This is a genomic window from Allobosea sp. P1_A7 (assembly GCF_056406775.1).
On sequence record NZ_JBFTZN010000037.1, the window covers coordinates 19,739 to 31,636 of the forward strand.

An 11,898-nucleotide genomic window follows, 5' to 3' on the forward strand; every position below is an offset into this window, starting at 1 on the left:
GCGCTGTTCAGGCTCCGCGCTTGCCGCCGGTCGGGCCTGCCGAAGCCAGCTTCAGCACGAGCGCTCCAGCCAGCGCCGAGAGCAGCGAGCCCATCAGCACGCCGATCTTGGTGGCGTCGCCGAGTTCGGGATTTTCCGGGAAGGCCAGCGCTCCGATGAACAGGCTCATCGTGAAGCCGATGCCGCAAAGCAGTGCGACGCCGTAGAGCTGCAGGTAATTCGCCTTGGCCGGCATGGTGCCGAGTCCGCTCTTCACCGCCACCCAGGCGAAGCCGAAGACGCCGATCTGCTTGCCGATGAACAGGCCAAGCGCGATGCCGAGCGGAATCGGCGCGAGCAGGCTCGACGGCGACATGCCTGCAAAGGACACGCCTGCATTGGCGAAGCCGAAGATCGGCACGATCACGAAGGACACCCAGGGATGCAGCTTGTGCTCGAGCATGTGCAGTGGGGAATGCTCGGGCTCGTCGCTGCCGCTGCCGTCGCCGATCGGGATCGTCAGCGCCAGGATGACGCCCGCCAGCGTCGCGTGCACGCCCGATTTCAGCTGGAAGAACCAGAGCAACGCGCCGATGGCGAGATAGAGCCAGATTCGCGTCACGTTCGTCCGGTTGAGAACGATCAGGACGGCAAGGCACAAGCCCGCCATGCCGAGCATCGGCAGCGAGATCTCGCTGGTATAGAACAAGGCGATGATCAGGACGGCGCCGAGATCGTCGAGAATCGCGAGCGCGGTCAGGAAGACCTTGAGCGAGACCGGCACGCGGGGCCCGAGCAGGGCGAGCACGCCGAGCGCGAAGGCGATATCGGTTGCCGCCGGGATCGCCCAGCCGCGCATCGCGACCGGGTCTCCGCGCGTCAGCGCAAGATAGATCAGGGCGGGCGCGATCATGCCGCCGAGCGCCGCAATGCCGGGCAGGGCGCGTCGCGACCAGGTCGAGAGCTGCCCCTCGATGAATTCGCGTTTGATCTCCAGCCCGACGAGCAGGAAGAAGATCGCCATCAGCCCGTCATTGACCCAGTGCAGCACGCTGAGGCCGCCGACATAGCTGCCGAGCAGCTTGAAATAGGCGGGCGCGGCCGGCGAATTGGCGATCAGCAGGGCTATCGCAGCCACGCCCATGAGCAGGAGACCGCCGGCCGCTTCGCTCGCCAGCAGGGCCTTCAATGGCGAGCGCCTGGCAGGTGGAGCATTCCCGGCGATGTCTTGCGTCACGTTCAATTCCTTGCTGGCTGCTGTCGCCGCCCTTTGTGCAGGCGGCGCGCGCTCATGTCACCCCGCATCGGCCCTTGGAATGGYGGCCCCCACCGTGCTACGGAGCGCGCGATAGCGGGCTCGGCCGCGAGATTCCGCAACAGCCAGAACTGCGTGGCTGCCGCATGGCCCTTGCCGGCCCCTGCGGCAATCCGAAGCGCCGATGGAGCATCCCATGAGTCGTGACGCCGCTGCCGAGAAGCATCTCTCGAACTCATTCTTCGGCGCTTCGCTCGCCGATTCCGATCCGGAGATCTCGCGTGCCATCGGTCTCGAGCTCGGTCGCCAGCGCGACGAGATCGAGCTGATCGCCTCGGAGAACATCGTGTCGCGCGCCGTGCTCGAGGCGCAGGGCTCGGTGATGACCAACAAATACGCGGAAGGCTATCCGGGCCGCCGCTATTACGGCGGCTGCCAGTTCGTCGATATCGCCGAGAAGCTGGCGATCGAGCGCGCCTGCCGCCTGTTCGACTGCCAGTTCGCCAATGTCCAGCCGAATTCCGGCAGCCAGGCCAATCAGGCCGTGTTCATGGCGCTGATGCAGCCCGGCGACACCTTCATGGGCCTCGATCTCGCTGCCGGCGGCCATCTCACCCATGGCGCCCCGGTCAACCAGTCCGGCAAGTGGTTCAAGGTCGTGCCCTACGGCGTCTGCGTCGTCGACCAGACCATCGATTATGATGCGATGGAGCGCCTCGCCGTCGAGCACAAGCCCAAGGTCATCGTCGCCGGTGGCTCGGCCTATGCCCGTCATTGGGATTTCGCCCGCTTCCGCGAGATCGCCGACAAGGTCGGCGCCTATTTCATGGTCGACATCGCGCATTTCGCCGGCCTGGTGGCGGGCGGCGCGCATCCCTCGCCGTTCCCGCACGCCCATGTCGTCACCACCACCACGCACAAGACCCTGCGCGGTCCGCGCGGCGGCATGATCCTGACCAATGACGAGGCGCTGGCGAAGAAGATCAACTCGGCGATCTTCCCCGGCATCCAGGGCGGCCCCCTGATGCATGTCATCGCCGCCAAGGCGGTCTCGTTCCACGAGGCGCTGCAGCCGGAGTTCAAGATCTACGCCCGCGCCGTCGTCGAGAACGCCAAGGCGCTGGCCGAGACGCTGAAGACCAAGGGCTTCGACCTCGTCACCGGCGGTACCGACAACCACCTCATGCTGGTCGACCTGCGCTCCAAGAAGATTACCGGAAAGGCTGCGGAAGCAGCGCTTGGTCGCGCCCATATCACCTGCAACAAGAACGGCATTCCCTTCGATCCGGAGAAGCCGATGGTCACCTCCGGCATCCGCCTGGGCACGCCGGCTGCGACCTCGCGCGGCTTCGGCGTCGCCGAGTTCCAGCGTGTCGGCGAGCTGATCGCCGAGGTGCTGGACGGGCTCGCCGCGCATGGCGAGGAAGGCAATGACGCCGTCGAGCAGGCGGTGAAGGCCAAGGCCCACGAGCTGACGGCACGTTTCCCGATCTATTGAAGACAAGGCGACCCCGTCGCCTGAAGGAGAAGAGCCGCGATGCGCTGTCCCTATTGCGGCTCCCTCGAGACCCAGGTGAAGGACTCGCGTCCCACCGACGATCACGCCTCGATCCGCCGCCGCCGCGTCTGCCCTGACTGCGGCGGCCGCTTCACCACCTTCGAGCGCGTGCAGCTGCGCGAGCTCACCGTGGTGAAGCGCTCCGGCCGGCGCACACTCTTCGACCGCGACAAGCTGCAGACCTCGATCGAGGTCGCCTTGCGCAAGCGCCCGGTCGCGCCGGAGCGCGTCGAGCGCATGGTCAACGGCATCGTCCGCCAGCTCGAGAGTTCGGGCGAGGGCGAGGTTTCGAGCTCCACCATCGGCGAACTGGTGATGGAGGGGCTGAAATCCCTCGACGATGTCGCCTATGTCCGCTTCGCATCGGTCTACAAGAATTTCCGCGAGGCCCGCGATTTCGAGGAGCTGCTCGGCCAGCTCAGCGGCGACGAGATCGAGGCTGCCGGCGTGGTTCCGCCCATTCGTGGCGATGACTGAGCAGAGCGCGCTCGACCGCGCCTTCATGCAGCAGACCCTCGCCTATGGCGCGCGCGGGCTGGGCACCACCGGCACGAACCCTAGCGTCGGCGCGCTGATCACGCAGGACATGCCGGACGGCCCCGTCGTGATCGCACGCGGCCACACCCAGATCGGTGGCCGGCCCCATGGCGAGGCCCATGCCTTCGACCGGGCAGGCGCTGCCGCGACGGGCGGCACGCTCTATGTCACGCTCGAACCCTGCTCCCACCGCACCATCCGCGCCGCGACGCCTTGCGTCGAGCGCACCATTCGGGCCGGCGTGAAGCGGGTCGTGGTGGCGATGGCCGATCCGAATCCGCGCTTTCGCGGGCTCGGCTTCGCGCTGTTGCGCAGCGCTGGCATCAGCGTCACCACCGGCGTTCTCGAAGACGAGGCCAGGCACACCCATCGCGGCTATGTCCTGCGCATCACCGAGGGGCGGCCGATGGTGACCTTCAAGGTGGCGCGCACGGCCGACGGCTATGCGGGCAGCGCGGCAGGCGGCCCCATCGCGGTGTCCTGCCAGGCTGCGAATGGCTGGGTCCATCTCCAGCGGGCGCATCACGACGCGATCATGCTCGGCGTCGGTTCGGTGCTCGCCGATAATCCGATGCTGACGGTCCGCCTGCCGGGAATGGCGCATCGCTCGCCGATCAGGGTCATCCTCGATTCGCATCTGCGCCTGCCGCCGGGCTCCCGGCTCGTGCAGTCGGCAGGCGAGGTTCCGGTCTGGGTGATCGCGGCGGAAACGGCCCCTGTTGCGAACGAGGCCGAGCTGGTCGCGGCAGGTGTCGAGGTCATGCGCGTCTCAGCCGGACCGGACGGTCATCTCGATCTCCGCGAGGCCCTGCATTTGCTCGGCGCGCGCGGCATCAACCGGGTCTTTTCCGAAGGCGGCCCGACGATCGGCGAGAAACTGGCTTTGGCGGGCCTGACTGATGAGGTCATCGTTTCGACCTCGCCGCGTATGCTGGGTTCGCCCGGAATCGTCGCCGTCCGTCCGGCCCTTGCCGGATTGCTGGCCGACCCCGATCTGTACCGGCTTGCGGAGAGTGGCCTGATCGGCCACGACCGTTTCGAGCGTTATGAGAGGATTGCCTGATGTTCACCGGCATCGTCACCGCCATTGGCACGATCGTGGAGGCCCAGAACAAGGGGCCGAGCCTGAAGCGGCTTGCGATTGCGAGCCCGTACGAGGCCGCGGGAATCGAGATCGGCGCATCGATCTGCTGCGCCGGCATCTGCCTGACGGTGACGGCTCTGAAGCCCCGCGAAGATGGCGAGGGGGGCTGCATCTTCCAGGTCGAGGCCGCTGCCGAGACCTTGTCCAAGACCCTCGCCGGGGAGTGGGAGGCGGGCACGAAGGTCAATCTCGAACGCTCGCTGAAAATGGGCGACGAGCTGGGCGGCCATCTGGTGACCGGTCATGTCGACGGCGTCGGCACGATCCTGAAGATCGAGCCGATCGCGGCCGATCCCGACGAGCCCTGGGGCGCAACCGCGCGCTTCCATATCCGCGCGCCGCAGGGTTTGCCGCGTTTCATCGCGACCAAGGGCTCGATTTGCCTCGATGGCACCTCGCTCACGGTCAACAGCGTCGAGGACGATGTCTTCACAGTCCTGCTGATTCCGCACTCCTTCAGCGTCACCACCTGGGGCGAGCGCAAGCAGGGGGACCGCATTCATGTCGAGGTCGATCTGATGGCGCGGTATGCCGCGCGGCTTGCGGAGGCGAGCCCGGGGGGGTAACCAGCCGACTTGAAATCCAACAAGGATAAGAACGATGGCCGGACCCCGGCAGATCTCGGCCGATAAGGCCGCAACTCCCGCCGCTCCCCTGGACGGCGCACGCGTGCTCGTCGTCGAGGCGCGCTTCTATGACAAGCTGGCTGACGAGCTGCTCGAAGGCGCGCTCGCGGTGCTCGACAAGGCCGAGTGCCGCGTCGACGTCGTGACCGTGCCCGGCGCGCTCGAAATCCCGACCGCGATCGTCATCGGCCTGCGGGCCGCCGACGAGGCAATCGACCCCTATGAGGCGGTTGTCGCGCTCGGCACCGTCATCCGTGGCGAGACCGGCCATTACGACATCGTCGCCGGCGAAAGCTCGCGCGCGCTGATGGATGTCTCGGTGGCCTATGCCATGCCGCTCGGCAACGGCATCCTGACCGTCGAGAACGATGCCCAGGCCTGGGCCCGCGCCAATCGTGCCGACATGGACAAGGGCGGCGGCGCGGCGGAAGCGGCGCTCGCCGTCCTGCGTTACAAGCGCTCGCTCGCGGACAAATCCTCATGAGCCGCGCGGAACTGCGTCGCGGTGCACGGCTCTCCGTCGTGCAGGCGCTCTATGAGATGGAGATCGGCGGACGCGGCGTCATCGAGGCGATGGCCGAGTTCGAGGCGTTCTGGATCGGCAAGGAGGTCGAGGATATCGAGCTTCCCAAGGCTGAGATCGCCTTCTTYCGGGACCTGCTCGGCGGCGTCGTCCGCGAACAGCGCCTGATCGACCGCTCGGTCGATGACGTTCTCGCCGCGGGCTGGCCGCTCAAGCGCGTCGAAGCCGTGGTGCGCGCCATCCTGCGCGGCGGCGCCTATGAACTCGCCTTCCGCAAGGATGTGCCGGCGCGCGCCGTGATCTCCGAATATGTCGCGGTCGCCCGTGCCTTCTACGAAGGCGAGGAGATCGGCATGATCAACGCCGTGCTCGACAAGATGGCCCGCGACTTCCGCGCCGACGAATTCGACACGCCGGCCGCCTGACGCGCTGATGGCCGGCGCTCCCCAACGACCCGGCGAGTTCGAACTGATTGCGCGCTATTTCGCGCCGATCGCCGGTGCGGGCGGCCTTGGCCTGCGCGACGATGCCGGGTTGCTGCGCCCGGCGCGCGGCTTCGAGCTTGTGGTCACGACGGATGCGCTGGTCGCAGGCGTGCATTTCCTGCCCGACGATCCGCCAGCCTCGATCGCCCGCAAGGCGCTCGCGGTCAACCTGTCGGACCTGGCGGCCAAGGGGGCATCTCCCTTGGGCTTCGTGCTCTCGCTGGTCCTGCCCAAGGGCTGGACCGAGCCCTGGCTCGCGGGCTTCGCCCAGGGGCTGGGGGAGATCGCGGCCGAGAGCGCCTGTCCGCTCGTCGGCGGCGATACCGTTTCGACGCCGGGGCCGCTGACGCTCTCGATCACTGCCTTCGGCAGCGTTCCGGCCGGGCGCATGGTGCTGCGCTCGGGCGCCAAGCCAGGCGATCTTGTCCTCGTCTCCGGCACGATCGGCGACGGCGCGCTCGGCCTCAAGGTCCATGCGCCGGCCAAGCCGGACTGGGTCGCCGGACTTAGCGAGCCCGATCGCGCCTATCTCGCCGACCGCTACCTGCATCCGCGCCCGCGCCTGGCGCTGGCGGCTGCCCTGCAGGATCATGCCTCGTCCGCCATGGATGTCTCGGACGGGCTCGTCGGCGACCTCGCCAAGCTGGTTGCGGCGTCCGGTATCGGGGCCGAGATCGATCTCGATACCGTTCCGCTCTCGGCCCCGGCCCGCGCCGCGATCATGGCTGACCCCGCTCTGGCGGAACTGGCCTGGACCGGCGGAGACGACTACGAAATTCTCTGCACGGCCTCAGAAAGGGAATTTCCTGCTATGGCTGCTGCGGCCGAGGCGACGGGTCTTGGACTCGCCTGCATCGGCCGGGTCACGTCCGAGCTGGGCGTGGTGCGTTATCTCGAACGGGGCAGGGCGCGCAGCTTCGCGCAAGGCTCCTTCGCCCATTTCTGAGGGCCGCTCGCTCAGGCCGCCCGGTATGTGAACGACGGCCCCAGCGATGAACCAGCATGTTTCCGTGGCCGAGGGCGATGCCCTGGCGAAGCGCAATGCCCTCGTCCTCGCCTGCGCCCAGGCGTTCGGCGGCGCGAACCCGGCGATCGTGGTCTCGCTCGGCGGCATCGTCGGCTCGCAGCTCGTCACCGACAAGACCTTCGCGACCGTACCGGTCAGCCTGATGCAGCTCGGCATCGCTTGCGGCGTCATCCCCGCCGCGATGCTGATGCGCCGGCTCGGCCGCCGCAACGGCTATCTCATCGGGGCGCTGACCGGCGTCATCGCCTCCAGCATCGCCGCCGCCGGCACGGGGAGCCGGATCTTCTGGCTGTTCTGCCTCGGCACCTTCATGTGCGGCCTCTATGGCGCCTTCGTGCAGAGCTACCGCTTCGCGGCGGCTGACACTGCGAGCGAGAGCTTCAAGCCGCGCGCCATCTCCTGGGTCATGATCGGCGGGCTTGCCGCGGGCGTCATCGGCCCGCAATCGGTCTACTGGACCCGCGACCTGACGCCGGACGCGCCCTTCGCCGCCAGCTTCATGGCGCAGGGGCTGCTCGCGCTGCTGGCGATCGGCGTCGTCATGATGCTGCGCGCCCCGCCGGTTGCGGCCGTGCGTTCGAGCGGCGGCCGGCCGCTTTCCGAGATCATGCGCCAGCCCAAATTCATCGCCTCGGTCACGGCTGCACTGGTCTCCTATGGCCTGATGAGCTTCGTGATGACGGCTGCGCCGCTGGCCATGGTCGGCTGCGGCCACAGCATCGGCGATGCTGCGCTCGGCATTCAGTGGCACGTGCTCTCGATGTTCGGGCCGAGCTTCTTCACCGGCCGGCTGATCGCCCGCTTCGGCAAGGAGAAGGTCACGGCGGCCGGCCTGTTGCTGCTGGCCTGCGCCGCCGTCGTCGGCCTGAACGGGCTCAGCGTCGCGCATTTCTGGATCGCGCTGGTCCTGCTCGGCATCGGCTGGAATTTCGGCTTCATCGGTGCGACGGCGCTGGTCACCGACTGCTATCGCCCGGAGGAGCGCGTCAAGGTCCAGGCCGCCAACGACTTCCTCGTCTTCGGCTCGGTCGCGATCGCCTCCTTCTCGGCTGGCGGGCTGCTGAACACCGGCGGCTGGCAGAGCGTCAACTGGCTGGTCTTCCCGCCGGTGGCCGTCGCGCTGGCGCTGGTCGCCTGGCAGGCCACGCAGAAGCGCGTCCAGCTGGCCTGAGGGCCGGCCCGGCGCGTGGCCGGTCGCAAGGCTCCGCAGAACAAGCTTCATCCCCCAGGACCCGGCAGGAGATACGATGCGCCCGCACCAGTTGCCCGTCACGACAGGCCGGTTTCCGCCCGGCGCCATTGGCCATAATCGCGGTGTGGTGCGGCCGAACTATGCGTTCATGCCGCCCGAAGGCGTGCTGATCAGCCGGCTGCCGCATTTCAGCGGGACGATCGTGCGGATCCTGGCTGCGCCGGTGCTGGGCGCCCAGTTCGCGCAGTACCTGCTCGAGATCGCACCCGGCGGCGGCACGCCCGAGGCCTTTCGCGAGGAGGGCATCCAGCATTTCTATTATGTGCTCTCCGGCCAGGGCCGGTTCGTCATGGCGGATGCTCCGGCGCTTGACCTGCGGCCGGGCCACTTCGCCTATGTCCCGCCTGGCACCGCCTTCACGCTGAGCAATACCGGTTTCGAGCCCTTGCGCGTGCTCGGGCTGCGCAAGCGCTTCGAGGCGATCGGCCTGCCAGCGCCCGAGCCGATCCTGTCGCATCGCGACGAGATCCCGGTCACCAACCATACCGGGGCGGAAGGGCGCGGCTTCCAGTTCCTGCTGCCCTGGGGCGACATGCGCTTCGATTTCGAGATGAACCTGATGTGGTTCAAGCCCGGCGCGCATTTCCCCGATGTCGAGACCCATGTCATGGAGCACGGGCTCTATATGCTGGAAGGGCAGGGGCTCTATTTCCTCGGCACCGAATGGCACGAGATCTGGGCCGGCGATTTCATCTGGATGGGCGGCTACTGCCCGCAGCAATTCTACCCGACCGGCTTTGCCGATGCGGCCTATCTGCTTTACAAGAACGTCAACCGGGATGTGGCGCTCTGACGCCCGCATAGACCTCCCGAACGGCCGGCCGCGCCTCGAAGCGGGCCGGCTCGCCCTGACATCTGCGTAAAATTGTCAGCCTCCGCGTTTGCGATTCTGTCGAAAGCTTGGCAGAAAGTTGGCCGGTACTGGCGATGCGCGACGCGGGCGCGATTCCCTCGACCCGTATTCTTCGTCTCCGGACCCAAGAAACCGARTGAATTCGGGGTCTGAAGCCCCGTTGGACGGAAGCTCGAGGTCAGGAATCCCGAATGTCAGCCTTGCTCATCATCATAGTTTTGAGTGCGCTATCGATAGCCTACGGCATCTGGGCCTATGGCGATGTCATGAAGCGCGACGCCGGCAACCAGCGCATGCAGGAAATCTCCGGCGCGGTTGCCGAGGGCGCGCAGGCCTATCTGAAGCGTCAATACGTTACGATTGCCATGGTCGGCGCGGTGCTTTTCGTGGTCCTGACCTATCTGCTCGGCCAATGGGTCGGCATCGGCTTCCTGATCGGCGCCGTCCTCTCCGGCGCGGCCGGCTTCATCGGCATGAACGTCTCGGTCCGTGCCAATGTCCGCACCGCGCAGGYGGCGATGAAGTCGCTCGGTGACGGGCTCGATGTCGCCTTCAAGGCGGGCGCGGTCACCGGCATGCTGGTCGCCGGCCTCGCCCTGCTCGGCGTCGCCGTCTATTACGGCGTCCTGACCTCGTTCCTCGGCTTCTCCCCATCGAGCCGCACCGTCATCGACTCGCTCGTGGCGCTGGGCTTCGGTGCCTCGCTGATCTCGATTTTCGCCCGCCTCGGCGGCGGTATCTTCACCAAGGGCGCGGATGTTGGCGCCGATCTCGTCGGCAAGGTCGAAGCCGGCATTCCCGAGGATGATCCGCGCAACCCCGCGACCATCGCCGACAATGTCGGTGACAATGTCGGYGACTGCGCCGGCATGGCCGCCGACCTGTTCGAGACCTATGCCGTGACGCTGGTTGCCACCATGGTGCTCTCGGCGATCTTCTTCGCCGGCCAGCCGGTGCTCGGCACGATGATGCTCTATCCGATGGCGATCGGGGCGGCCTGCATCGTAACCTCGATCATCGGCACCTTCTTCGTCAAGCTCGGCGCCAACCAGTCGATCATGGGCGCGCTCTACAAGGGCTTCATCGCCGCCGGCGTGTTGTCGGTCGGCGCGATCGCCATCGTCAACTGGCTGATGTTCGGCAGCTTCTCCACCGCGTTCACGACGGGGCAGGGCGTCAGCTTCACATCCGCCAACCTGTTCGGCTGCGCGCTGGTCGGCCTCGCGGTGACGCTCTTCATCGTCGTCATCACCGAATACTACACCGGCACCGGCAAGCGCCCGGTGGTCTCGATCGCCCAGGCGTCGGTCACCGGCCATGGCACCAACGTCATCCAGGGCCTCGCGGTCTCGCTGGAATCGACCGCGGCGCCGACCATCGTGATCATCGCCGGCATCATCGTCTCCTACACGCTGGCCGGCCTGTTCGGCATCGCAATCGCCACCACGGCCATGCTGGCGCTGGCCGGCGTCGTCGTCGCGCTCGATGCCTTCGGCCCGGTCACAGACAATGCCGGCGGCATCGCCGAGATGGCGGGCCTGCCCAAGGAGGTGCGCCACTCCACCGATGCGCTCGATGCGGTCGGCAACACCACCAAGGCCGTCACCAAGGGCTATGCGATCGGCTCCGCCGGTCTCGGCGCCCTGGTGCTGTTTGCAGCCTACACCTCGGACCTGAACTTCTTCATCGCCGAGGCCAACAAGGCGGGCTCGACCAGCTTCCAGTACTTCAAGGGCGTCACGGTCGATTTCAGCCTGTCCAACCCCTTCGTCGTCGTCGGCCTGCTGCTCGGCGGCCTCATCCCCTTCCTCTTCGGCGGCATGGGCATGACCGCGGTCGGCCGCGCCGCCGGCTCCGTCGTCGAGGAGGTGCGTCGCCAGTTCAAGGAGAAGCCCGGCATCATGCTGGGTACGGACAGGCCGGATTACGGCCGCGCCGTCGACATGCTGACCAAGGCCGCGATCAAGGAGATGATCGTGCCCTCGCTGCTGCCGGTCCTTGCGCCGATCGTCACCTTCTTCGCCATCAACGCCATTGCCGGCCGCAACCAGGCCTTCGCCTCGGTCGGTGCCATGCTGATGGGCGTCATCGTCACCGGCATCTTCGTCGCCATCTCGATGACCTCGGGCGGCGGCGCCTGGGACAACGCCAAGAAGAGCTTCGAGGACGGCTTCGTCGACAAGGACGGCGTGCGCCACATGAAGGGCTCCGAGGCGCACAAGGCCTCGGTGACCGGCGACACMGTCGGCGACCCCTACAAGGATACCGCCGGCCCGGCGGTGAACCCCGCGATCAAGATCACCAACATCATCGCGCTGCTGCTGCTGGCGATCCTGGCGCATTCCTGAGCCGGTCGGCACGGCACGGAGACACTGCCCCGCGGAGCAATCCGCGGGGTTCTTCTTTGATCGCTCAAGGGCTTTCCCTTGATGTTGCAACGGCTTGGCGGCCCGTCTTGAATCAGGATGGCGACCACTTGAATCAGGATCTGAAGCTACGGCCGGGACCGTAGCGTTCCTGCAAGCTCCGGGCGGCCCGCGATGGCATGGTCTCTCCAACAGAAGGAGAGCCATCATGACGATCCAGGCCGCTGCTGCACCCGCCGAGGTCAAGTCCGGGGAGGTCGAGTCCGGGCACGCCGTCGAGCTTGCCCTGCTGG

General features: G+C 67.1%; 11 protein-coding genes. 10 read left to right on the forward strand and 1 reads right to left on the reverse strand.

Annotation, left to right across the window (positions count from 1 at the left end; translation table 11 throughout):
• Positions 1-7: 7 nt before the first annotated feature.
• On the reverse strand, positions 8-1,216 hold the full coding sequence (gene nhaA / locus AC1D34_RS09140; protein ID WP_441504750.1) for a Na+/H+ antiporter NhaA: 1,209 nt from the start codon (positions 1,214-1,216) through the stop codon (positions 8-10).
• Between the two features lie 214 nt (positions 1,217-1,430).
• On the opposite strand from nhaA, the gene glyA reads away from it, so the two are divergent.
• From glyA to AC1D34_RS09190, 10 genes are all read left to right on the forward strand, one after another.
• On the forward strand, positions 1,431-2,732 hold the full coding sequence (glyA, locus tag AC1D34_RS09145) for a serine hydroxymethyltransferase (protein ID WP_441504749.1): 1,302 nt from the start codon (positions 1,431-1,433) through the stop codon (positions 2,730-2,732).
• 39 nt (positions 2,733-2,771) lie between these two features.
• Positions 2,772-3,269, forward strand: a complete 498-nt coding sequence (gene nrdR, locus AC1D34_RS09150; protein WP_441488694.1) for a transcriptional regulator NrdR — start codon at positions 2,772-2,774, stop codon at positions 3,267-3,269.
• A complete protein-coding gene (gene ribD / locus AC1D34_RS09155; RefSeq protein ID WP_476768162.1) occupies positions 3,262-4,392 on the forward strand; it encodes a bifunctional diaminohydroxyphosphoribosylaminopyrimidine deaminase/5-amino-6-(5-phosphoribosylamino)uracil reductase RibD in 1,131 nt (376 codons plus the stop codon). The genes nrdR and ribD overlap by 8 nt, the downstream gene beginning before the upstream one ends.
• The gene (locus AC1D34_RS09160; RefSeq protein WP_441504747.1) at positions 4,392-5,039 is read left to right on the forward strand and encodes a riboflavin synthase; all 648 of its coding nucleotides are present in this window, start codon (positions 4,392-4,394) and stop codon (positions 5,037-5,039) included. The genes ribD and AC1D34_RS09160 overlap by 1 nt, the downstream gene beginning before the upstream one ends.
• A 34-nt stretch (positions 5,040-5,073) precedes the next feature.
• Entirely contained in the window at positions 5,074-5,583 is a 510-nt protein-coding gene (ribH, locus tag AC1D34_RS09165) for a 6,7-dimethyl-8-ribityllumazine synthase (RefSeq protein ID WP_441504746.1), read from the forward strand.
• Positions 5,580-6,047 (forward strand): transcription antitermination factor NusB, encoded by a 468-nt coding sequence (gene nusB / locus AC1D34_RS09170; protein WP_441478347.1) that lies wholly within the window; start codon positions 5,580-5,582, stop codon positions 6,045-6,047. Before ribH ends, nusB begins: the two co-directional genes overlap by 4 nt.
• Before the next feature lie 7 nt (positions 6,048-6,054).
• A complete protein-coding gene (gene thiL, locus AC1D34_RS09175; RefSeq protein ID WP_441504745.1) occupies positions 6,055-7,053 on the forward strand; it encodes a thiamine-phosphate kinase in 999 nt (332 codons plus the stop codon).
• Between the two features lie 46 nt (positions 7,054-7,099).
• Positions 7,100-8,305 carry an MFS transporter gene (locus AC1D34_RS09180; protein ID WP_441488689.1) on the forward strand — a complete coding sequence of 402 codons (1,206 nt, stop codon included), beginning with the start codon at positions 7,100-7,102 and terminating at the stop codon, positions 8,303-8,305.
• A 76-nt stretch (positions 8,306-8,381) separates the two neighbouring features.
• Positions 8,382-9,179: a (S)-ureidoglycine aminohydrolase gene (gene allE, locus AC1D34_RS09185; protein ID WP_441504744.1), complete on the forward strand. Its 798-nt coding sequence runs from the start codon at positions 8,382-8,384 to the stop codon at positions 9,177-9,179.
• A gap of 251 nt (positions 9,180-9,430) precedes the next feature.
• On the forward strand, positions 9,431-11,587 hold the full coding sequence (locus tag AC1D34_RS09190) for a sodium-translocating pyrophosphatase (RefSeq protein ID WP_476824054.1): 2,157 nt from the start codon (positions 9,431-9,433) through the stop codon (positions 11,585-11,587).
• Positions 11,588-11,898: the final 311 nt, after the last annotated feature.